Here is a 20,413-nt window from a genome sequence, read left to right as displayed (position 1 = left end):
GATGACCCAACACATCGCTGAACTGCTGATGTACACCGCCCCGGAACCCATCCATCAGGCCAACACACGCTGGTTGGCACGAATCCTCGAGCATCTGGGCGACACCCGCCGTGATGCCGAAGGCCTGTCCCTGATGCAGATGTGGTTGTCGCCGCACTTGCTGCTGACACAAACCTGCGGCTATCCGCTGATGACGGCATTGCGCGGCAAGGTCCGGGTGCTGGGGCGGCCTCGTTATGAGCTGCCGGACAGCAGCGGCGGCAATCATTGCAGCCTGATTCTGGGACGCATTGATGATGCACGGCCAACCCTGGCGGATTTTCGCGGCAGCCGAGGCGTGATCAATGGCCTGGATTCCAACAGCGGCATGAATCTGCTGCGCCACCGGTTGGCGCCGTTGCAACGTGACGGGCGGTTTTTTGCTCAGGTCGGCATCAGCGGCAGTCATCGTGAAAGCCTGCGCTGGTTACGCGAAGACCTTGCCGATCTGGCGGCCATCGACAGCGTGACCTTTGCCTATCTGGCACGCCATGCCGCAGAGGAAGTGGCTGGTTTGCGAGCGATTGCCCGCACTGCGCTCAGTCCTGCCTTACCGTTCATTACCGCCGCGACGGTCAGCGATGAGCAGGCTGAAGAGCTGCTAAGGGTGATGAACCTGGCGTTGCGCGAACTGCCGGAGGTTGCCGAAATCCTCGGTTTGCCAGAGGTACTGCCCGCCAGCGAAAGCGACTATCAGGTTGTGCTCGATTATCAGCGTGAAGCCGAGACGTTGGGGTATGGGGATTTGCGATAGGACGCAATAAAGCTTTAATTTCAAAATAGAATATAAAAATAAGTTTTAAGTATTATTAATGAATAAGGCTCCTTGCTAGGATTCGCCTCACCGGACCACCGGACATTCAGCGACCCCTAACCCAGGAGCCCCTATGTCCGGCGCCGATATTCTTCATCGCAAACACGTGGACGGCCTGTTCCGCGCACACTACCACTGGCTCTGCAAACGCCTGCGTCAGTCTCTGAACGATGCCGCCGCTGTCGAAGACATTGCCGGCGAAACCTTCGTGCAACTGCTCCAGGCCCCTGGCCTGACGGCAATCCGTGAACCCCGTGCCTTGCTCACCACCATCGCCCAGCGCCTGCTCTATCAGCGTTGGCGCCGAGGGGGGCTGGAGCGCCGGTATCTTCAGCAACTGCAACAGGCCGAGCCGATCCACGCCGAATCGCCGGAGGTACTGGCTCAGGTGTCCCAGACCCTGAGCCGTGTGGATCGCAGTCTTCAACGGCTGCCAGGCAAAGTCCGCTCGACCTTCCTGCTGTCGCGGATCGACGGCCTGACCTATCCGCAAATCGCCGCGGTGCTGGGCATCTCGCTGCGTTCGGTCAGCGACTACATGACCCGTTCCCAGGCCCTGTGCGACCGGCACAGCGCCAATCAATTCCTGAACAGCCCACTCCAGAACAAGAGGTCCGCATGAGATCGATCAAAACCCTGCTCGGCAGTTCGCTGCTGGCCCTGAGCCTGTTGTCCCACCCGGCATCGGCCACGGAAAAAGTGGCACCTATCCACTTTGGCGATATCACCTGGGAAAGCGGCAGTTTCATCACGGAAATCCTGCGCCTGATCGTTGAAAAAGGTTACGGCTACCCGACCGACACGCTGCCGGGCAGCACCGTCAGCCTTGAAGCGGCGCTGGCGAAAAACGATATTCAGGTCATCGGTGAAGAGTGGGCCGGACGCAGTCCCGCCTGGGTCAAGGCGGCGGCGGAGGGCAAGGTGTTCGGCCTCGGCGATACGGTCAAAGGCGCCACTGAAGGCTGGTGGGTGCCGGAGTACGTGATCAAGGGCGATCCCGAGCGCGGCATCAAGCCCTTGGCTCCGGAGCTGAAATCCGTTGCTGATCTGGCGAAGTACAAGGACGTGTTCCGTGACCCTGAAGACCCGAGCCGTGGACGTTTCCTCAACAGCCCGACTGGCTGGACCTCGGAAATCGTCAACAGCCAGAAACTCAAGGCCTATGACCTGACTGCCAGCTACGTCAATTTCCGCACAGGGTCCGGTGCCGCACTGGATGCCGAGGTGGCGTCGTCGATCCGTCGTGGCAAACCGGTGCTGTTCTACTACTGGTCGCCGACACCGCTGTTGGGGCGTTTCAAACTGGTGAAACTCGACGAACCGCCGTTCGACGCTGAAGCCTGGAAAACCTTGGCCGACGCCAACAACCCGAACCCCAAAGGCACGCGCTCGATGCCGGCGAGCCTGGCCATCGGCGTATCGGCACCGTTCAAGGCGCAATACCCGGACCTGGTGACGTTCTTTGAAAAGGTCGATTTGCCGATCGATCTGTTGAACCAGACCTTGGGCCAGATGAGTGAAAAGCGGCAGAAACCCCGTGAAGTCGCCGAAGCGTTTTTGCGTGAACAGCCGCAGGTGTGGAAGGGCTGGGTGCCGGGGGAGGTGGCCATCAAGGTGAGTGCCAACCTGTAGTTTTGTAGTGTCTGGAAGGTAGCCATCGCGAGCAGGCTCGCTCCCACATTGGGTCGGTTGTGCCCACAAATCCCGTGGTCAACAAAGATACCCTGTAGGAGCGAGCCTGCTCGCGATTGATCTCAAGTCTTACGCCAACTCGGCGGCCAACGCCGCTTTCACCGCCGGCCGCTGATCCACCCTGGCTTGAAACCTTGCCAACGCCGGCCACTCATTCAATTCAATGTCGAACAACCGAGCCCAACGCAGCACCGTAAACAAATACACATCAGCAATGCTCAACCCGCCCGCCATCAAGTAATCCTGCCGCTCCAGCGTCTGGTTCAACACGGCAAAACGCTTGAACAGTTTCTCCTTGATCAGCGCTTTCACCTCTTCGGTAAATCGAGCGTTGAACAGCCAGCCGAGCCCGCCGTGAATCTCCGTCGAGATGAAGTTCAGGCATTCCTGCAACCGTACTCGCTCGAATGTCCCCTGCACTGCGGCCAGTTTCGCTTGCGGCCGCAGATCAGCCAGGAATTGCAGAATCGCCGGCCCTTCGGTCAGCACTTCGCCGTTATCCAGTTGCAAGGCAGCGACGTAACCCTTGGGGTTGATGGCGAGAAAGTCGTCGCCGTTGGCCGTGGTTTTGCTGATGTTGTCGACGCGGATCAATTGGAAAGGCAGTTCCAGTTCACGCAGCACGATATGCGGCGCCAGCGAGCAGGCTTGGGGGGCGTAATACAGCTTCATCGGGCGGGCTCTGGTTGTGGATTTACGCCAGTGTCATAGTGCGCGGCGCCCCCGGTAAAATTAATCTTTCAGAAAGCTGCCATAAGGAAAGCTACTGCCATGATGAACCTGATGCACTGGCGAATGGTGGTGGCCGTGGCGGATACCGGCAACATCACCCGAGCCGCCGAACGGGTCGGCATGACCCAGTCAGGCGCCAGCCAGGCCCTGGCCTTGATCGAGGAAACCCTCGGTGTTCAATTGTTCACCCGGGAAAACCGCCAGACGTTGCCGACAGCCATCGGCCTGCCGGTTATCGAGCAGGCACGGACCATGCTCGGTGCGCTACAAGCCATTCGCAGCACCGTCGAGGCCGCAAAAGGTGTTGAACGCGGGACGATTCGCCTGGCCAGTTTTCCCATGGTACTGGCGACCTTTCTGCCGCCGTTGCTGCGTCAGTTCAATCGGCTTTACCCCGGCATTGAGGTGGTCGCACTGGAGGTCAGCGATGACGAAGTGGAAACCCTGCTCGGCGCGGGGTTGGTGGATGTTGGCGTGGTGCTCAATCCGTCTGCCGAGCGCAAGGCCAGTCCTTTGGGACGCGATGCCTGGATGGCGGTATTGCCCGGGGGCCATCCGCTGGCGCGGCGTTCCCATGAAGAAGGCGTCTGCCTCGAAGAGTTGGTGACGCAACCTTTTGTACTGGCCACGGGCGGTTGTTCGACCAATGCGCGAAGCCTGGCTGCCGATGCGGGGCTGCAACTGCAGGATGTGCGCGTCGAGGTCCGCGAATGGAGCAGTGCGTTCACCCTGGTGCGGGAAAACATCGGCGTGAGCCTGGTGCCGGAGATGACGCTGCCGGGCAATCGGCAAGGTTTGCGCGTCGTACCGGTGTTGCCGCGGATCGAGCGCGAGTTTGCCTTGGTGGTCGCGACGAACAAACCGCCGTCGGCGGCGGTGCAGGCGCTGCTGGACATGCTCGACGGACGGTAACCCCCGACAAGCCGCTGGACTGATTTCGTCCTCAATGCTGGCCGACTAGTGGCCTTGCAAACCTGAGGTTGCCTTGCTGTGTGGCGATCCAGGCGGCAACCTGCGGCCATTCAAGGCAAGCCATTGCAGCAATGCTTCAGGAAACCGGGGTGTTGCGCCAGGCGTTTGAAATATTCATCGACGGCGGGGTAGTCAGGACGGTCGATCGGCGTCATCAGCCAGCGATTGACCGACAAACCGATGACAACGTCGGCCAAAGTAAACTGTGGTCCGGCGACATACGCCTTGGTGGTCGCGAGTTGATGTTCGAGGATGCCCATCTTCTGGTTCCAGCCGCGGATGCCGACTTCGAGGCGATGCGCGTCCTGGAACTCCGGGTCCTTGCGCACCAGCGCCATGAACGCATAACTCCACGACGGATTGAGCTCGGTGGCTTGCCAGTCCATCCACTGTTCCACCCGGGCGCGTGCCGCCGGTTCACCAGGCAGCAGCTCGTGGTGGTGTTGGTGTTTGCCGGCCAGATAGCGGCAGATGGTATTGGATTCCCACAACACGCCGGCTTCATCGATGATCACCGGCACCTGTGCGTTGGGATTGAAGCGCAGGAACTCGGGGCTGTGGGTGGACGCGAAGCCACTGCCCCAGTCCTCGCGTTCGTAGGTTATGCCCAGCTCCTCACAGGTCCACAGGACTTTTCGGACGTTGATGGACGAGGCTTTGCCGAGAATCTTCAGTGTGTGTTCCATTTGAGCTGCTCCATCGCGTATGGCGTAGGTGTAATTGTAGGAGTGGTCTGTAGGAAAGGCGTTTCGGCAGGTTTCCGCTGCCTACGATTTATTGCGTCATTGCCTACAACTACGCCAGAATCCGCCGGCTTGTGCGCCTGGTATCCGGACTCTATCGTTCCGCGTCGCTGCAAATTCAGCGATCGGGTCTAGCAGCCTGGATACTTTAGGCGCATAGCGTCCACCACTCATGAACAGGTGTTTTTTATGCCTGTCAGTTCATGTTATGGCGGCTGTGCGCGGGAAGACCTTCGGGTCTACCGGGTTCTAGAGTCCTGGTCTGCTAGCCCGCGCATGGCTGCCACCTTATTTTCGTCTAGCAGCGAATCGTGGCAGCTCCATCACTCTAGGAGCATCACCATGTTCAAACCCACGCCGAACCCCCCACGCAATCCCAGCCCAATGTTCTCCATCTCACCCGGCATCAATAACGAAACTCTGTTGGCGCACGCCTGCGAGTCGTTGGCCTCGGCGAGCGTCATGACCAATGACTTTGCTGCTTTTCTGGAAGGTAGCCAGCGCAATACGGCATTGGCGATCGCACAGATCATCATGCTGGCCGAGTTGGCGGTGAACCGGGTACTGGATAACCTCGATCCGCAGGACTAAACACAGAGCGAGGGCGAGAGGCTTTCCCTGTGGCGAGGGGGCTTGTCGGAACGCCGCACCGCCCCGTTCGGCTGCGAAGCAGTCGTAATCCAGTTTATGGGTTTTACCTGTATGACCGCGGCGTCTGTTTTTGGGGCTGCTTCGCAACCCAACGGGGGCAAGCCCCCTCGCCACAGTGGTTTGTGTCGCGTCTACGTACTCTCCCGCACCTTCAACTCAAACCCCATGTCCTGCACCGGCTTGGCCACGGTGTTGCCGGCCATCAGCGTCAGCATCTGCTCCGCCGCGCGGCGGCCGATGGCTTCGCGCGGGGTGTTGATGCTGCTCAGGCGCGGGACCATGTGTTCGGACATGGGCAAGTCGTTGAAGCCGAGGATCGCCACCTGCTCGGGGATCTTGACCCCATTGCGCATGGCTTCGAGCAAGGCGCCCTGGGCCAGGTCGTCGTTACCGAAGAAGATCGCATCGACATCCGGATGACTGGCCAGCAGTTGCAGGAACAGTTCGCCGCCGAGGCCGACGGAGGATGAGCGGGGCGTCAGCACTTCCAGGTCCGGGTCATACAGACCGGCCTTTTGCAGGGCTTTGCGGAAGCCTTCGCCGCGCAGCAAGGTGCGCTGATCCAGTTGCGCGCCGATGTAGGCCAGGCGTTTGCGGCCGCGGGACAGCAAGTGTTCGGCAGCTGTTTCACCGGCCGCCAGTTGCGAAAAGCCAACGCAATTGAGCCCGGCGGCGCTGTCCAGCTCCATCATGTACACACACGGAATATTGCTGGCCTCGATCATCCGCCGCGAACTTTCGGTGCGGTCGAAACCGGTCAGTAACAAGCCGCGCGGCTGATAGGCCATGTAGTTGCGCAGCAGGTTTTCTTCTTCATCACGGGAGTAATGGAAGTTGCCGATCAGCACTTCGAAGCCCTTGGGGCGCAAAACCTGATGGATGGCTTCCAGGGTGTCGATGAACAAAAGGTTCGACAACGACGGCACCAACACCACCACCGATTGGCTCTGGGCCGAGGCCAGGGCGCGGGCGGCAGGGTTGACCACATAGTTGAGTTCCAGCGCGGCTTTCTGCACTTTTTCCACCAGCTCGGTGGCCACGGTGCTGACGCCGCGCAAGGCGCGGGAGGCGGTGATCGGGCTGACGCCGGCCAGTCGGGCCACTTCGTTCAGGGTAGGGCGGCCAGTGGTGCGGGTATTTTTATCGTTTTTAGTTGGATTCATCGACGGCTTGCCAAACAAAATTCAAGGCACTAAGGTAGCGCTGTCTCGATGCAGCTGCAAATGCGTGAGCGAGGGTTCGCCTGATCCTCGCTTTTTGGTGTTGAGACCTAACCTGCTGCAACCCACAAAATGACAAGAAAGGCGTCGGCAACATCTGCTTTTGATCTAGTGTCATAACTGGCAAAGGTAGCGCTGTCTGCGCGCTGAGGTGTTACATGAATCATCCCATCACCGCCCTGGTCATCATGGGCGTTGCCGGTTGCGGCAAGACGTGCGTCAGCGAGGCCCTGTGCCATTTGAGCGGCGCCACGGCCATTGAAGGCGACTCTTTTCACCCTGCCGCCAACATCGAAAAGATGAGCGCGGGTATTCCCCTGAACGATGAAGACCGTGCCGGCTGGCTCGACAGCCTGTGCGATGAACTGCGCCGTGTCGACGCCAAGGGCCAGCGCCCGGTGCTGACCTGTTCGGCGCTCAAGCACGTCTATCGCGAACGTCTGCGCAGTGCCTTGCCGGGCCTGGGTTTCGTGTTCCTTGAGTTGACCCCCGAAGTGGCCGCCGACCGTGTGTCCCATCGGCCAGGCCACTTCATGCCGTCGACCCTGATCGACAGCCAGTTCGCCACCCTCGAATCGCCCGTCGGCGAGCCGTTGACCCTGGCGCTGGATGCTTCGACCCATAGCGTCGAGCAACTGGCGGCGCAGGCTCATGCCTGGTGGCAGGCGAACGGCCTGAAGCAGGCGGTATGACTGTGTTTGCAAAGACAGCGCTGTCCTCACGACTTCTGATCAACCCGCTTTAATAACAACAACAACCAGGAGACACCCCTAATGTTTGGCATGTCCCACGAGACGTTCCTGCTGCTCGATGCAGTGGTCACGGTGATCGGGCTTATCGTCCTGATCACCAAGTTCAAGTTGCACCCATTCCTCGCACTGATCATCGCCGCAGCCTTCCTCGGGCTGACCTCCGGCATGCCGATCGGCACCATCATCAAGGCGTTCCAGGACGGCTTCGGTGGCGTGCTTGGCTTTGTCGGCATCATCCTCGCGCTGGGCACGATGCTCGGCAAAATGATGGCCGAATCAGGCGGTGCGGATCAAATTGCGCAGACGTTGATCCGCGCCTTCGGCAAGGACAAGGTGCAGTGGGCGATGATGTTCGCCGCGTTCCTGGTCGGCATTCCGCTGTTCTTCGAAATCGGCTTCGTGTTGCTGATTCCGCTGGTGTTCATCGTGGCCCGCCGCACCGGCGTGTCGATCATCAAGATCGGTATCCCGCTGCTGGCCGGTCTGTCCGCGGTACACGGCCTGGTGCCGCCGCACCCGGGTCCGCTGCTGGCCATCGGCGTGTTCGGTGCCGACATCGGTAAAACCATTCTTTATGGTCTGATCGTTGCGCTGCCAACCGCCATCATCGCTGGCCCGATCTTCGGTACGTTCATTGCCAAGCACATTCCTGGTCATCCGAATCAGGAACTGGTGGATCAACTGGTGCGCGATGAGGATGCAGGCGATCTGCCTAGCTTCGGCATTACCCTGATCACTGTGCTGTCACCCGTGTTCCTGATGTTGCTCAAGACCTTTGCCGATGTGGTGCTGCCAGACGGCAACTTCTTTCGCACCTTCATGGACCTGATCGGTCACCCGATCTCGGCTCTCCTGCTGGCGTTGCTGCTGTCGCTATACACCTTCGGCTACAAGCAGGGCATCGGTTCGCAACAGATGCTCAAATGGCTGGATGCGAGCCTTGCGCCGACCGCCGCGATCATCCTGATCATCGGTGCCGGTGGTGGCTTCAAGCAGATGCTGGTAACCAGCGGTGTAGGTGATGTGATCGGTCACATGGCGGTGGCTGCACAGATCTCGCCGATCCTGCTGGCCTGGCTGGTGGCAGCGGTGATTCGTATCGCGACCGGTTCGGCGACCGTGGCGACCATTACCGGTGCCGGTATCGTAGTGCCGGTGGTGGGGATGATTCCGGGCGTGAACCGCGAGCTGCTGGTGCTGGCCACTGGTGCCGGTTCGTTGATCCTGTCCCACGTTAACGACGCCGGTTTCTGGCTGGTCAAGCAGTACTTCAACATGACCGTGGCTGAAACCTTCAAGACCTGGACCGCGATGGAAACCATCCTCTCCGTGGTTGGCCTGGGCTTTATCCTGTTGTTGTCGCTGTTCGTTTAAGCGATTCGGCAGGCACAAAAAAACCGCAGCGATGCGGTTTTTTTGTGGGTGAAAGGTTGACCCTGTTCTTTGTGGCGAGGGGGCTTGCCCCCGTTGGGCTGCGAAGCGGCCCCAAATCCAGTCATCGCAGTTCTTCAGGTAAGACGCGGTTTCAGGAATTACGACGGCTTCGCCGCCGAACGGGGGCAAGCCCCCTCGCCACAGTTTGTGAGTTTCACAGAGCTATGTGTCAGGCGTTGGTTTTCTGTGCCAACCCATCCGCCCGGAACATCCCGCGAATCCCGCGTACAGCCTGACGAATCCGGTCCTGGTTTTCGATCAGGGCAAAGCGCACGTGATCATCGCCGTACTCGCCAAACCCGACACCCGGCGAGACACACACCTTGGCTTCGGCCAGCAGTTTCTTGGCGAACTCCAGCGAGCCCAGGTGCGCATAAGCCTCGGGAATCTTCGCCCAGACGTACATCGAGGCTTTCGGGTTTTCCACCATCCAGCCCAGTTCATGCAGGCCCTTGACCAGCACGTTGCGTCGCTGCCGATACTGCTCGGCGATGTCGCGCACGCATTGCTGGTCGCCTTCAAGCGCAGCGATGGCCGCCACTTGCAGCGGGGTGAAGGTGCCGTAGTCGTGGTAGCTCTTGATCCGCGCCAGGGCGTTGACCAGTTCCGGGTTGCCGACCATGAAGCCAATGCGCCAGCCGGCCATGTTGTAGCTCTTGGACAGGGTGAAAAACTCCACCGCAATGTCCTTGGCTCCCGGCACCTGCATGATCGACGGGGCTTTCCAGCCGTCGTAGACGATGTCGGCGTAGGCCAGGTCGTGCACTACCAGCACGTCGTACTGCTTGGCGAGGGCAATGACGCGCTCGAAGAAATCCAGCTCCACGCACTGCGCGGTGGGGTTGGACGGGAAACCGAGGATCATCATCTTCGGCTTCGGAATCGAGCCGCGAATGGCCTGCTCCAGTTCAGCGAAGAAATCCACGCCCGGCACCAGCGGCACCGACCGCACCTGGGCGCCGGCAATCACCGCGCCGTAGATGTGAATCGGGTAGCTCGGGTTCGGCACCAGCACGGTGTCGCCCTGATCCAGGGTCGCCAGCATCAAGTGCGCCAGGCCTTCCTTGGAGCCGATGGTGACGATGGCTTCGCTTTCCGGGTCGATGTCGACCTTGTAGCGATCCTTATACCAGTTGGAAATCGCCCGGCGCAGGCGTGGAATACCCTTGGAGGTGGAGTAACCGTGGGTGTCTTCGCGCTGGGCCACCGTGACGAGTTTTTCGACGATGTGCGGCGGCGTGGCGCCGTCGGGGTTGCCCATGCTCAAGTCGATGATGTCTTCGCCACGACGACGGGCGGCCATCTTCAATTCGGCGGTGATGTTGAAAACGTAAGGGGGGAGTCGATCTATGCGCGCAAAGCGGCGCGGCGAACCTTGTTCGGCCATTGTTGCCTCGGATAACGTAAGCGCCCGGAACCGTCCGAGCGACGCAGGTCTGCGGTGACCTGTGGCGGAATGTAAGGGCAGCTGTGGCAGACTGTCCAGCCTCAATGTAAACAAATTTGTCCGAAGGATAGGGTTCGATGGAATTTACCAGCGGCTTCTTGCTGAGCATCTCGCTGTGCCTGGACATCGGCGTGGCCAATATCGCGATGATCACCCTGGCCATGCAACGCGGCTATTTCCAGGGCTTTGCGCTGGGGCTCGGGACCTGTGTCGGCGACCTGATCTACGCGGTACTGGCGCTGGCCGGCATGACCGTGTTGCTGCAGTACGAAAGCGTGCGTTGGGTGTTGTGGATCGGTGGCTCGGCGCTGCTGGTGTACTTCGCGGCGAAGATGATCTATTCGGCGATTCACCACGAGTCGCTGCTGGCCGAGACGGCGGAGGTCGGGAACAACTCCCACCGCAAGGAGTTCTTGCGCGGGATCTTTCTCGCCATGTCTTCGCCCAGCGCCATTCTCTGGTTCGCCGCAGTGGGCGGCACCCTGATCGCCCGTTCCGGTGGCGGTGGCCCGCTCAGTTCGGCACTGTTTCTCGGCGGCTTCCTCTGTGCCGGGCTGCTCTGGTCGACATGCTTGTGCTTCGCCGCGAGCCATGGCGGCAAGTTGCTGGGCGACAAATTGCTGCGTTATTCCTATATGGCATCGGCGGCGATCTTCTGCTATTTCGCGGTCTACGTGATCCTATCGGGTTACAACGAGTTCGTTGGCGCCGCTGCCGTCGAGCAATTGCACGCACTGTAATTGGGCGAATCGGGTTTGGCTTCTATACTCCCAGCCGAACCCATTTTTATGCGTCAGGAGTCGAGTCATGGATGAGTTAGCACGCGTCGAACTGACGCAGCCACGCTTTGAACACGGGCACTTCCTGCTGATTGCAGGGCTGGGCGGAACATTTACCCAACAAACCGTTCAAGACATTCCCGAACTCTGGGAGAAGTTCAACCCGCATCTGGGCCAAATTCCGGGTCAAAAAGGCGAAGTCACTTACGGTGTCTGCTGCAATTTCGACGGCAAGGGCGGCTTCGATTACATCGCAGGGGTCGAGATCAGCAAGCTCGACGACTTGCCGGAAACCTACCGCTGGGTTGAAGTGCAACCCCAGTATTACGCGGTGTTCGAGCACAAGGGGGCGCTGGATACTTTGCCGCAGACCTTTCGCTACATCTTCGACACCTGGCTGCCACAGTCCGGACACCAGGCGCTGGACGCCCCGGAATTCGAACGCTACAGCGAAGACTTCAACCCCAAGCTCAACACTGGCAAGCTGGAAATCTGGCTGCCGATCAAGGCGTGACACGTGTATCGAGAGGCGGATCAGCCGATTCGTCTCTCGATGTCCCACGGCGGCTGATTTATCATCCCCAGCCTTTCCCACGCTGATTCCGAGCTGCCATGAACACCGTCATCCGCAACGTCACCCCCGCCGATCTGGACCGCTGCTATGCCATCGAAACTGTTGCCTACGAAGGTGACGAAGCCGCGACCCGCGAGAAGATCGCTACCCGCATCGCCACCTGGCCCGAGGGGTTTATCGTCGCGGAAGTGGACGGGGTTGTCGCCGGATTCATCAACTCCGGTGCGGCGCTTCAGGTGGAAATGTCGGACGAGGCGTTCAAGGAACTGATCGGCCACGACCCGGCGGGGCCGCACGTGGTGATCATGTCGGTGGTGGTGCACCCGGATTATCAGGGCCAAGGCCTGGCCAAGCGCCTGATGGGCGAATTCATCGAGCGTATGCGTGGGATGGGCAAGGTCACCATCAATCTGATGTGCAAGGAACGGCATATTCCGTTGTATGCCGGTTTCGGCTTTGCCTATATCAAGCCTTCGGCGTCCGACCATGGCGGCATGGCGTGGCATGAGATGGTGCTGGCGTTGTAAGCCACACTGAAGAACCCCTGTGGGAGCGGGCTTGCTCGCGAAGAGGCCGGTACATTCAACATCACTATTGACTGATACACCGCTTTCGCGAGCAAGCCCGCTCCCACAGGGGCGCAGTTGTGTCAGCAATATCTGTAGCGGCTATTGAGCAGTCAAAACACCAACCCCATCCGCCGCTCATAACCGATCCGGCCCTTGTACGCCTCGCCACTGTCGACAAAGCCAAACCTGGTGTACAGGGCGATGGCGGCTTCGTTGTCGGCATCCACCGACAGCTCCAGCCCCCTGATTTCCGGCCAGGCCAGGCGTGCCGCCTCGGGCAGCGCTTGCAGGCAGGCCTTGCCGTAGCCCTTGCCCTGGGCGCGCTGATCGACCTGTAGCGCATGCAGCGTGGCGCTGTGTTCATCGGCCCAGGCCGGCAACACCGGCGGGCGCTTTAGCAGCAGGAACGCGACGGGCACATCCTCGGCCAGCAGGGCAAATCCCTTGACGCCGGGTCCGGGCTTGGACAACAACGTGTGCAATGCGCCGTGAATGTCACCCGAGAACCTGATTTGCTCCGAATGCACTTCGATGGCCTCGACCTGTTGGCGCTGCAGCGTGTTCAGGCTTTCATAAGGCACGAGTCGGGCTGTCACTGGAGTGTCCTGTTTCCAACTGAAAATGAACCTCGGATTCTAGCGAGTTTGGCGTTATGGATTATTTTTATTTCGTCTGTCGATTTGCCGGATCGCCAGACGACTAAGGGTGTCTTCTTAGTAAAAACCACGGAGAACCACCATGAATGCACAAACCCAGATCCAGAACCTCATCGAAACCTATCGCCAGGCCGTGATGGCCAAGGACGTGGATAAGGTCATGACCCTGTACGCCGACGACATCGTCTCGTTCGACGCGGTCAAGGCCCTGCAATTCAAGGGCAAGGAGGCGTACCGCGCGCATTGGGAAGATTGCATGAAAATGTGCCCCGGCCCGCACATTTTCGAGTTCCAGGACATCCGCATCGAGGCGTCCCAGGAGATCGCCTTCGCCCATTGGCTGGCCCATTGCGGCGGCACCAACGACAAGGGCGAAACCCAGGCCTGCTGGATGCGCGGCAGTGCGTGCTATCGCCAGGAAGACGGGTTGTGGCAGATCGTCCATGAGCACTGGTCGGCGCCGTTCGACATGATGAGCGGCACCGTCCTGTTCGATCTGAAACCCTGATCGATGTTATTTGTCGGGGCGCCGCGTCAAATGGCCAATCCACGGCCATAGTTGATCCGTTCGAATCAGGAGACGTTCATGAAGTATTTATGCTTGGTCTACAGCGATGAGCGCCTGCTGCATTCGCTACCGGAAAGCCCGAAGGACGAAGAGTGCATGGCCTATGCCGAGTCGATCCAGGGCAGCGGCCGGATGGTCGCCGCCGAGGCGCTGGAGTCGGTGCAGACCGCCACCACGGTGCGCATGCGCAACGGCAAGATGTCGATCACCGACGGGCCATTCGCTGAAACCAAGGAGCAGTTGGCCGGTTTTTATCTGATCGATGCCAGGGACCTCAACGAAGCCATCCAGGTCGCCGGGAACATTCCGGCGGCCCGGGTTGGCAGTGTCGAAGTGCGCCCCGTCCGGCAGTTGAATCCTTAAGATGCCGGGGCTGCCGGTTCAGGCGCAGGTCGAGCGGGTCTATCGCGAAGACTCGCGGCGGATTCTTGCGACCTTGATTCGCTTGCTGGGGGATTTCGACCTCGCCGAAGAGGCCTTGCATGAAGCGTTTTTCATCGCCGTCGAACGCTGGCAGCGTGACGGCGTGCCGAACAATCCGCGGGCCTGGCTGGTGTCCACCGGGCGCTTCAAGGCCATCGATGCCTTGCGTCGGCGCGCACGTTTTGCCGCGTCGCAGCCCTTGCTGATCGCGCAACTGGAGGCGCTGGAGCAGGCCGACTGGAGTGATGAAGACGTGGAAGACGATCGCCTGCGGCTGATCTTCACTTGCTGCCACCCGGCCTTGGCGGCGGACGCGCAAGTGCCGCTGACGCTGCGGGAAGTCTGCGACCTGACCACGGAAGAAATCGCCCGGGCCTTTCTCTCGGCCCCGGCCACCATCGCCCAGCGCATCGTGCGCGCCAAGGCGAAGATTCGCGATGCGAAAATCCCCTATCAAGTGCCGACACTCGCTGAGTTACCCGAGCGTCTGGACAGCGTATTGCGGGTGATTTACCTGGTGTTCAACGAGGGGTACTCGGCGTCCATCGGGGCCGAACTGATCCGCGAGGATTTGACCCGCGAAGCGATCCGTCTCGGCCGGTTGCTGGTGGAGCTTTTGCCGGAGCCGGAGGTGATGGGCTTGCTGGCGTTGATGCTGTTGCACGAGTCGCGCCGCCCGGCCAGGACCTCGGCGAGCGGCGAGCTGATTGTGCTGGACGAACAGGACCGTTCGCTGTGGGACGCCGGGTTGATCAGCGAAGGCTGCACGCTGATCGAACAGGCGCTGACCATGGGACGATTCGGACCTTATTGCCTGCAAGCGGCGATCGCGGCGGTACACGCCGAAGCCCCGACGGCGGGGGAAACCGATTGGCCACAGATTGTCGGCCTGTATGACGTCCTGCTGCGGGCGGTGCCGTCACCGGTGATCGAGTTGAATCGTGCGGCGGCGATTTCGCAACGCGATGGTCCACTGGCGGGGCTGACGCTGGTCGACGCCATTCTGGAGCGGGGAGAACTGCTCGACTACCACCTGGCGCATTCGGCGCGGGCGGAGTTTTGTCGGCAACTGGGCCGCAAGCAAGAGGCGCGGGCGGCATGGAAGCGGGCTCTGGCGTTGACCCGGCAAGAGCCGGAGCGGCGGTTTATCGAAGAGCGGCTCAAGGCGTTGGATTGATGCGGCAGTTCTGGCCTCTTCGCGAGCAAGTCGGATCGCCGCGCCGCTATTCCAGCATCTTGCCCAGCAACCAACTCCCCGCCGGCCCCGGCGGATTCAGCCGCGACCACAACGCATCCACCGACACCGTTTTCGGCCAGCCGCGCACCACCAGTTCCTGCAACGTGCCGGGCCCGAACCGCTCGACCAGCCAGCGGGGCAGCGGCGCCCAGCCGAATCCGCCCTGGGCCATTTCCAACAGCATCAGATAACTCGGCGCCGACCAGACGCGGCCCTTCGCCCGACTTTCATAGGGATTGATGATGGTGGCCAGACGCAGTTCGCGGTGCTGCTGCAGTACGTCCCGGTCGACGTAGTCCAACGTCGCCAACGAGTGTGCCGGGGACACGAACAAGGCGATTTCCGTGCGCTCGTCCACCGTCGAGCTGACCAGGTCCGGCGGGTAGCTGTCCTGCATTTCGGCGAAGGCAATCTGTGCCCGGCCGCTTTGTACCAGGGACATCAGGTCATCGCATTCGGCGATCAGGCATTCGAGTTCCAGGTCCGGGTAACGCTGCTCGAAGGCACTCAGGGCAGCTTCGAAGCGGTCCGACTGATAGGTATCGGACAGCGCCACCGTCAGCTTCGCTTCCACCCCTTGGGACAGTTGGCTGGCGGCTATTTCCAGGCGACTGGTGGCGGCCAGGATGTCTTCGGCCCGTTGCAGCATGACGTGCCCGGCCGGGGTCAGGCCGGGCTTGCGGCTGCTGCGGTCGAACAGCGTCAGGTTCAGGTCGATTTCCAGGCTGGCCACCGCTGCGCTGATGGTCGACTGACTGCGGCCGAGCTTGCGTGCCGCGGCGGAAAACGAGCCTTGGGTCGCGGCTTCGACAAACGCCAGCAACACTTCGTGAGAGGCCATGAACTATCGCCTTGATCGATGGTTATTGGTTATGAAGTATCGGCGTGATGACAGATCATGGCAACCACAGTCACTCAAGGGAGTTCGGCCATGAGCGCCAACAAATCCATTACTGAACGTATTTTTCAAGCCATCGGCTTCGAACTGCTGGCCATCCTGATCTGTACCCCGTTGCTGGCCTGGATCATGGACAAACCGATGTTGGACATGGGTGCTGTGACCATCGCCATGGCTGCACTGGCCCTCGCCTGGAACGTGGTGTTCAACGGTATGTTTGATCGCCTGCTGATGCGCTGGGCGATCGTGCACAACGCCTGGGTCCGCGTGGTGCATGCGCTGTTGTTCGAAGGCGGTCTGGTCGCCCTCGGCGTGCCACTGATCGCCTGGTGGCTGAATGTCAGCCTGTGGCAAGCGTTCGTGCTGGATATCGGTGTGTTGCTGTTCTTCCTGCCGTACACCTACGTCTACCACTGGATGTATGACGTGGTTCGGGAGCGGATGCTGGTGACTCGTGAGGTTTGTTGAGTCGTGTTTGAACCGGTTTTTGTGGCGAGGGGGCCCGTTGGCTTAGAGATCTGAAACCGGTCCTTGTGGGAGCGAGCCTGCTCGCGATGGCGGCGTGTCAGTCAACATCATTGCTGAATGTCAGACCGCTTTCGCGAGCAGGCTCGCTCCCACAGGTTTTGCACCAGATTCCAGGACTTTGGATCAGACGTGGAAGTAACCCACGCACGAATCGAACGGCAGGCGCTTGAGTTCGATCTTGTTCAGGTCGAGCACTTCACGCAGGGCCTTGGTTTCGCCCGGGAAGTTGCGGTAGGCGACTTCGTCGAGCACCACGATCGCGCCTTTGGGCATGTACGGCAGGAAGGTTTCCAGCGCGACTTTGGTCGATTCGTACAGGTCGGTGTCGAGGATCAGCATGGCCACGACCAGGTCCGGACGGGTCTTGACCCACTCCGGCACGGTCTTGACGATATCGCCCTTGACCAGTTCGCAACGCGGAATGCGGTTGACCGGGCGCAACAGGTCGTTGGCGTCGATCATGTCCTGGATCAGCGACTGGTCGGTGTCGGCGAACATGGTCTCGTTGACGTCGGCCGGGTCTTCTTTCTTGTCGATGCTCTGGAAGCCTTCGAAGGTGTCGAAACCCACGATCGAGCGGTTGATCGCATACGGTTCGAGGATCATCGACAGGTGCATGTAGAGCATCAACGAGTTGCCCTTGTACACGCCACACTCAATGATCGCGCCCGGCACTTCTGCGACCTTCTTGAACAGTTCCATACGCGACAATGCGGCGGTCACGCCAATGCGGTTGGCGAAGACGAACGGAGCGTCGGCCACGTATTCGGCATCGACCCGTTTCAGGACGTTGGTGCGGGTTTCGTTGTACTGGGCCTCGGCGGGCGTGATGCGACGCTTGGTCATTGCGGGATTCCTCGGAAATTCGAAAAGTCGTGGACGTGGAAGTAGTCTTTGAAACCGGCGCCGACATCCGGGCAGGCGCTGTCGACGTTGATCGCGCCGCGCTGCTGCTTGAGGTCGTCGAGGTGCATCAGGCGAAAGTCCACACTGAAGCGGGTGTGTTGCGTGTAATTGGGCACGGTGCCGTGCAGGTGCGAACCCGAGAACACCAGCATCTCGGCGGTGTTGCCGGCAATGCGCAGTTCAGAGGCGCTGTTGATCGCTTCGGTGGGCACCGGGTGCTGGCGCGCCTCTTCCTTGACGTTGTCCTTGGCGCGCTGGCGTTGCACGTCGATCCAGTCAGACAGGCTCCACTGCGCCGAGGTGTTTTTCACCGGGACGTCGAAGTAGGCCGGGTTGATCATCATGGTCTGCTCAGGCTGGATCGTGTAGACCGGCATCCAGGTATTGATCTGGCAGTCGACACCGCCGTACCAGGTATCGCGATGGGGCTTGTAGGCGTAGCTGACGCCAGCGTGCAGGTAGTCGTAGTTGGGCACGACGCGGATGCGCGGTACGTCGAAAATGAACTCCTGCGCAGCGCCACCGATTTCGTCGGTGAAGCTGCGGATCAGCTCCTTGGCACGCAGGCTGTTGGTGAACTGGCCCTTGAGGCGAGTCACCAGCACCACGAACTCTTCCACCGGCATCAGTGTGTGCAGCGCCTGGTGATTGGTCTCGCCATCGAAGGCGGCGGTGATGCTTTCCTGGGCAAAGGCACAGAGTTCCTTTGCCGCGTTCAGTTCGGTGTTGAGGAAGATGTCGCCAGCGTAGATCGCACTTCTGAAATCAGCGTGCTTGTGCAACTGATTGATGAATAAGTTCACGGTTCTCACCCAGGAATACTTTGGCTCTCATAAGAGTCGGCAACAGACTGACAAACTGAAGCGCCATCCTCGAACGAAGCGATCAATACCTTGATTTGGCGATGAAATGCGCGGCTTTGCGCCGGGCTGAAAGCAAACATCCCGCCGCGATTGCTCGCGGCGGGATGTGAGTACCGGCGGGAGTGATCAGAACAGTTGGGTGAACAACCAGTACAGGCTACCCGACAGCAGGATCGCCGCCGGTAGGGTCAGCACCCAGGCCATCAGCAGGTTGCGGATGGTCTTCATCTGCAAGCCGCCGCCGTTGGCGACCATGGTTCCGGCCACGCCCGAGGACAATACGTGAGTGGTCGACACCGGCAGGCCGAACATGTCGGCGGCGCCGATGGTCAGCATCGCCACGGTTTCTGCCGAGGCGCCTTGGGCGTAGGTCAGGTGGGTCTTGCCGATTTTCTCGCCGACGGTCACCACGATGCGCTTCCAGCCGACCATGGTGCCCAGGCCGAGGGCGATGGCCACGGCGATCTTCACCCACAACGGAATGAACCGCGTGGAGTTGTCGATCTGTTGCTTGAACAGTTGCAGCTTGCCATTGGTGTCGGCGTCGAAATTACCGACCTTGTTCTTGTCCATCAGGCGAATGGTTTCGCTGCTCAAGTACATGTCGTTACGCACGTTGCCCACGGCCTCGGCCGGGACTTTCGATAGCGAGCCATAACCCTTGACCTGGGCGCCGATGCTACCGGTCAGCGCAGCCAGCGCTGGCACCAGTTGCGGGGTGGCTTCCTTGCTGCGCACGTATTCGGACAGCACTGCGCGTGGGTCGGCGGGGGCCGGTAGCGGTGCCGCCTTGACCAGCGCTTGCTGGGTCACTTCGGCGACGGCCGCGAACTGCAAGGCTTGATCGGCCGGCATGGTGCGGTTCAGTGCGTAGGCCATTGGCAGCGTGCCCACCAGAATCAGCATGATCAGGCCCATGCCTTTCTGGCCGTCGTTCGAGCCGTGGGCAAACGACACGCCGGTGCAGGTCACGATCAACAGGCCGCGAATCCACCACGGCGGCGGGGTCTCGCCCTTTGGCTCCTTGTACAGCGCACGATTCTTGACGAACGCGCGCAGGGCCAGCAACAGCAGCGCCGCGAAGCCGAAGCCCACCAGTGGCGAGAGCAGCAGCGCGTAACCGATCTTGGTGGCCTGGGCCCAGTCCACACCGCTGGTGCCGTCGTGGCCGTGCATCAGGGCGTTGGCCACGCCGACCCCGATGATCGAACCGATCAGGGTGTGCGAGGACGACGCCGGCAGCCCCAGCCACCAGGTGCCGAGGTTCCACAGGATCGCGGCGATCAGCAGGGCGAAGATCATCGCGAAACCGGCGGACGAACCGACTTGCAGGATCAGCTCCACCGGCAGCAGGGCGATAATGCCGAATGCCACCGCGCCGCTGGACAGCAGCACCCCGAGGAAGTTGAAGAAACCGGACCAGACCACCGCAACGTTCGGCGGCAGCGAGTTGGTGTAAATCACCGTGGCCACTGCGTTGGCGGTGTCATGGAAGCCGTTGACGAACTCAAAGCCCAGGGCAATCAAAAGCGCCACGCCCAACAGCAGGAACGGCGTCCAGGTGGTCACCACCGTGCCGAGTTCGTTCATGTCGTGCATCAGGCTGTAAGCGGTAAACAACAAGCCGATGGCCAGCACGGCGAAAAACACCACGATGGTGAGCAGGCCGGGTTTTTTGTCGAATTGCGGTTTGGCGCTACTGGCGGGGGTGGCGGTGAAGGAGGGCGTAGCCATCACTGACATTCCTGAGGAGGGAGGTGTATCAGTGATAATCGTTGCCAATTGTTACAGGGAGACTGCTCTGGATCAGTGTTTGGGGGATTTGCGGGCCGTTGATCTGAAATCACCGGTCTTTGAAGGTGAACCCTGTGGGAGCGGGCTTGCTCGCGAAGGCGGTGCGTCATTCAACATTGATA

23 protein-coding genes are annotated in these 20,413 nt (G+C 60.4%); 14 read left to right on the top strand and 9 right to left on the bottom strand.

The window, feature by feature from the left end:
• The first annotated feature begins 1 nt into the window (after window position 1).
• The 3 genes from KGA85_RS24545 (at window position 2) to KGA85_RS24535 (ending at window position 2,485) form a co-directional block, all read left to right on the top strand.
• Entirely contained in the window at window positions 2-793 is a 792-nt protein-coding gene (locus KGA85_RS24545; protein WP_223543449.1) for a phosphate/phosphite/phosphonate ABC transporter substrate-binding protein, read from the top strand.
• Window positions 794-926: 133 nt separating this feature from the next.
• Window positions 927-1,475, top strand: coding sequence for a sigma-70 family RNA polymerase sigma factor (locus KGA85_RS24540; RefSeq protein WP_223533696.1), 549 nt, complete (start codon window positions 927-929; stop codon window positions 1,473-1,475).
• Entirely contained in the window at window positions 1,472-2,485 is a 1,014-nt protein-coding gene (locus tag KGA85_RS24535) for an ABC transporter substrate-binding protein (RefSeq protein WP_223457957.1), read from the top strand. Before KGA85_RS24540 ends, KGA85_RS24535 begins: the two co-directional genes overlap by 4 nt.
• A gap of 129 nt (window positions 2,486-2,614) precedes the next feature.
• Here the strand turns inward: KGA85_RS24535 and gstA are convergent, their stop codons facing one another.
• The gene (gene gstA / locus KGA85_RS24530; protein ID WP_223455749.1) at window positions 2,615-3,217 is read right to left on the bottom strand and encodes a glutathione transferase GstA; all 603 of its coding nucleotides are present in this window, start codon (window positions 3,215-3,217) and stop codon (window positions 2,615-2,617) included.
• Window positions 3,218-3,316: 99 nt separating this feature from the next.
• On the opposite strand from gstA, the gene KGA85_RS24525 reads away from it, so the two are divergent.
• Entirely contained in the window at window positions 3,317-4,189 is an 873-nt protein-coding gene (locus KGA85_RS24525) for a LysR family transcriptional regulator (RefSeq protein WP_223455750.1), read from the top strand.
• A gap of 110 nt (window positions 4,190-4,299) precedes the next feature.
• On the opposite strand, the gene KGA85_RS24520 is transcribed toward KGA85_RS24525, so the two are convergent.
• Window positions 4,300-4,935 (bottom strand): glutathione S-transferase family protein, encoded by a 636-nt coding sequence (locus KGA85_RS24520; protein ID WP_150756286.1) that lies wholly within the window; start codon window positions 4,933-4,935, stop codon window positions 4,300-4,302.
• A gap of 399 nt (window positions 4,936-5,334) precedes the next feature.
• Here KGA85_RS24520 and KGA85_RS24515 point away from each other — a divergent pair, with 399 nt between their 5' ends.
• A complete protein-coding gene (locus KGA85_RS24515; RefSeq protein ID WP_095942720.1) occupies window positions 5,335-5,583 on the top strand; it encodes a DUF6124 family protein in 249 nt (82 codons plus the stop codon).
• Window positions 5,584-5,774: 191 nt separating this feature from the next.
• On the opposite strand, the gene KGA85_RS24510 is transcribed toward KGA85_RS24515, so the two are convergent.
• The gene (locus KGA85_RS24510) at window positions 5,775-6,806 is read right to left on the bottom strand and encodes a LacI family DNA-binding transcriptional regulator (RefSeq protein WP_223455752.1); all 1,032 of its coding nucleotides are present in this window, start codon (window positions 6,804-6,806) and stop codon (window positions 5,775-5,777) included.
• Window positions 6,807-7,021: 215 nt separating this feature from the next.
• Between KGA85_RS24510 and KGA85_RS24505 the strand changes: the two genes are divergently transcribed.
• Both KGA85_RS24505 and KGA85_RS24500 read left to right on the top strand, forming a co-directional pair.
• Window positions 7,022-7,555: a gluconokinase gene (locus tag KGA85_RS24505; RefSeq protein ID WP_057713573.1), complete on the top strand. Its 534-nt coding sequence runs from the start codon at window positions 7,022-7,024 to the stop codon at window positions 7,553-7,555.
• Between the two features lie 81 nt (window positions 7,556-7,636).
• Window positions 7,637-8,989 (top strand): GntP family permease, encoded by a 1,353-nt coding sequence (locus KGA85_RS24500; RefSeq protein WP_223455753.1) that lies wholly within the window; start codon window positions 7,637-7,639, stop codon window positions 8,987-8,989.
• A 229-nt stretch (window positions 8,990-9,218) separates the two neighbouring features.
• Here KGA85_RS24500 and alaC read toward each other — a convergent pair whose 3' ends face one another.
• On the bottom strand, window positions 9,219-10,436 hold the full coding sequence (alaC, locus tag KGA85_RS24495; RefSeq protein WP_223543448.1) for an alanine transaminase: 1,218 nt from the start codon (window positions 10,434-10,436) through the stop codon (window positions 9,219-9,221).
• Between the two features lie 137 nt (window positions 10,437-10,573).
• Here alaC and KGA85_RS24490 point away from each other — a divergent pair, with 137 nt between their 5' ends.
• The 3 genes from KGA85_RS24490 to KGA85_RS24480 all read left to right on the top strand — a co-directional run bounded on the left by KGA85_RS24490 (window position 10,574) and on the right by KGA85_RS24480 (window position 12,376).
• Entirely contained in the window at window positions 10,574-11,236 is a 663-nt protein-coding gene (locus KGA85_RS24490) for a LysE family translocator (RefSeq protein ID WP_223543447.1), read from the top strand.
• A gap of 67 nt (window positions 11,237-11,303) precedes the next feature.
• The gene (locus KGA85_RS24485; RefSeq protein ID WP_223543446.1) at window positions 11,304-11,789 is read left to right on the top strand and encodes a GyrI-like domain-containing protein; all 486 of its coding nucleotides are present in this window, start codon (window positions 11,304-11,306) and stop codon (window positions 11,787-11,789) included.
• Window positions 11,790-11,887: 98 nt separating this feature from the next.
• Window positions 11,888-12,376 (top strand): GNAT family N-acetyltransferase, encoded by a 489-nt coding sequence (locus KGA85_RS24480; RefSeq protein WP_223536481.1) that lies wholly within the window; start codon window positions 11,888-11,890, stop codon window positions 12,374-12,376.
• A gap of 152 nt (window positions 12,377-12,528) precedes the next feature.
• Here KGA85_RS24480 and KGA85_RS24475 read toward each other — a convergent pair whose 3' ends face one another.
• Window positions 12,529-13,014, bottom strand: coding sequence for a GNAT family N-acetyltransferase (locus KGA85_RS24475; protein WP_223543445.1), 486 nt, complete (start codon window positions 13,012-13,014; stop codon window positions 12,529-12,531).
• 142 nt (window positions 13,015-13,156) lie between these two features.
• On the opposite strand from KGA85_RS24475, the gene KGA85_RS24470 reads away from it, so the two are divergent.
• From KGA85_RS24470 to KGA85_RS24460, 3 genes are all read left to right on the top strand, one after another.
• Window positions 13,157-13,582 carry a YybH family protein gene (locus KGA85_RS24470; RefSeq protein ID WP_223543444.1) on the top strand — a complete coding sequence of 142 codons (426 nt, stop codon included), beginning with the start codon at window positions 13,157-13,159 and terminating at the stop codon, window positions 13,580-13,582.
• Window positions 13,583-13,660: 78 nt separating this feature from the next.
• A complete protein-coding gene (locus KGA85_RS24465; protein WP_007985194.1) occupies window positions 13,661-14,005 on the top strand; it encodes a YciI family protein in 345 nt (114 codons plus the stop codon).
• A gap of 1 nt (window position 14,006) precedes the next feature.
• Window positions 14,007-15,242, top strand: a complete 1,236-nt coding sequence (locus tag KGA85_RS24460; protein ID WP_223543443.1) for an RNA polymerase sigma factor — start codon at window positions 14,007-14,009, stop codon at window positions 15,240-15,242.
• A 46-nt stretch (window positions 15,243-15,288) separates the two neighbouring features.
• Here KGA85_RS24460 and KGA85_RS24455 read toward each other — a convergent pair whose 3' ends face one another.
• A complete protein-coding gene (locus KGA85_RS24455) occupies window positions 15,289-16,143 on the bottom strand; it encodes a LysR family transcriptional regulator (protein WP_223543442.1) in 855 nt (284 codons plus the stop codon).
• A gap of 90 nt (window positions 16,144-16,233) precedes the next feature.
• Between KGA85_RS24455 and KGA85_RS24450 the strand changes: the two genes are divergently transcribed.
• Window positions 16,234-16,668 carry a multidrug/biocide efflux PACE transporter gene (locus KGA85_RS24450; protein ID WP_223455761.1) on the top strand — a complete coding sequence of 145 codons (435 nt, stop codon included), beginning with the start codon at window positions 16,234-16,236 and terminating at the stop codon, window positions 16,666-16,668.
• A 183-nt stretch (window positions 16,669-16,851) separates the two neighbouring features.
• On the opposite strand, the gene KGA85_RS24445 is transcribed toward KGA85_RS24450, so the two are convergent.
• From KGA85_RS24445 to KGA85_RS24435, 3 genes are all read right to left on the bottom strand, one after another.
• Window positions 16,852-17,574, bottom strand: a complete 723-nt coding sequence (locus KGA85_RS24445; RefSeq protein WP_056725897.1) for a TylF/MycF/NovP-related O-methyltransferase — start codon at window positions 17,572-17,574, stop codon at window positions 16,852-16,854.
• Window positions 17,571-18,437, bottom strand: a complete 867-nt coding sequence (locus KGA85_RS24440; RefSeq protein WP_223455762.1) for a hypothetical protein — start codon at window positions 18,435-18,437, stop codon at window positions 17,571-17,573. Before KGA85_RS24440 ends, KGA85_RS24445 begins: the two co-directional genes overlap by 4 nt.
• A gap of 186 nt (window positions 18,438-18,623) precedes the next feature.
• Window positions 18,624-20,231, bottom strand: a complete 1,608-nt coding sequence (locus KGA85_RS24435) for an inorganic phosphate transporter (protein ID WP_223455763.1) — start codon at window positions 20,229-20,231, stop codon at window positions 18,624-18,626.
• Window positions 20,232-20,413 lie beyond the last annotated feature (182 nt).

Source organism: Pseudomonas sp. GL-B-12 (assembly GCF_019955895.1).
Classification (GTDB): Bacteria; Pseudomonadota; Gammaproteobacteria; order Pseudomonadales; family Pseudomonadaceae; genus Aquipseudomonas.
This window is presented reverse-complemented; position numbering and strand designations above follow the sequence as displayed.

Coding starts and splice junctions, on each gene's coding strand:
- KGA85_RS24545 (WP_223543449.1), top strand. CDS start 2: ATGACCCAACACATCGCTGAACTGCTGATGTACACCGCCCCGGAACCC.
- KGA85_RS24540 (WP_223533696.1), top strand. CDS start 927: ATGTCCGGCGCCGATATTCTTCATCGCAAACACGTGGACGGCCTGTTC.
- KGA85_RS24535 (WP_223457957.1), top strand. CDS start 1,472: ATGAGATCGATCAAAACCCTGCTCGGCAGTTCGCTGCTGGCCCTGAGC.
- gstA (WP_223455749.1), bottom strand. CDS start 3,217: ATGAAGCTGTATTACGCCCCCCAAGCCTGCTCGCTGGCGCCGCATATC.
- KGA85_RS24525 (WP_223455750.1), top strand. CDS start 3,317: ATGATGAACCTGATGCACTGGCGAATGGTGGTGGCCGTGGCGGATACC.
- KGA85_RS24520 (WP_150756286.1), bottom strand. CDS start 4,935: ATGGAACACACACTGAAGATTCTCGGCAAAGCCTCGTCCATCAACGTC.
- KGA85_RS24515 (WP_095942720.1), top strand. CDS start 5,335: ATGTTCAAACCCACGCCGAACCCCCCACGCAATCCCAGCCCAATGTTC.
- KGA85_RS24510 (WP_223455752.1), bottom strand. CDS start 6,806: ATGAATCCAACTAAAAACGATAAAAATACCCGCACCACTGGCCGCCCT.
- KGA85_RS24505 (WP_057713573.1), top strand. CDS start 7,022: ATGAATCATCCCATCACCGCCCTGGTCATCATGGGCGTTGCCGGTTGC.
- KGA85_RS24500 (WP_223455753.1), top strand. CDS start 7,637: ATGTTTGGCATGTCCCACGAGACGTTCCTGCTGCTCGATGCAGTGGTC.
- alaC (WP_223543448.1), bottom strand. CDS start 10,436: ATGGCCGAACAAGGTTCGCCGCGCCGCTTTGCGCGCATAGATCGACTC.
- KGA85_RS24490 (WP_223543447.1), top strand. CDS start 10,574: ATGGAATTTACCAGCGGCTTCTTGCTGAGCATCTCGCTGTGCCTGGAC.
- KGA85_RS24485 (WP_223543446.1), top strand. CDS start 11,304: ATGGATGAGTTAGCACGCGTCGAACTGACGCAGCCACGCTTTGAACAC.
- KGA85_RS24480 (WP_223536481.1), top strand. CDS start 11,888: ATGAACACCGTCATCCGCAACGTCACCCCCGCCGATCTGGACCGCTGC.
- KGA85_RS24470 (WP_223543444.1), top strand. CDS start 13,157: ATGAATGCACAAACCCAGATCCAGAACCTCATCGAAACCTATCGCCAG.
- KGA85_RS24465 (WP_007985194.1), top strand. CDS start 13,661: ATGAAGTATTTATGCTTGGTCTACAGCGATGAGCGCCTGCTGCATTCG.
- KGA85_RS24460 (WP_223543443.1), top strand. CDS start 14,007: ATGCCGGGGCTGCCGGTTCAGGCGCAGGTCGAGCGGGTCTATCGCGAA.
- KGA85_RS24455 (WP_223543442.1), bottom strand. CDS start 16,143: ATGGCCTCTCACGAAGTGTTGCTGGCGTTTGTCGAAGCCGCGACCCAA.
- KGA85_RS24450 (WP_223455761.1), top strand. CDS start 16,234: ATGAGCGCCAACAAATCCATTACTGAACGTATTTTTCAAGCCATCGGC.
- KGA85_RS24445 (WP_056725897.1), bottom strand. CDS start 17,574: ATGACCAAGCGTCGCATCACGCCCGCCGAGGCCCAGTACAACGAAACC.
- KGA85_RS24435 (WP_223455763.1), bottom strand. CDS start 20,231: ATGGCTACGCCCTCCTTCACCGCCACCCCCGCCAGTAGCGCCAAACCG.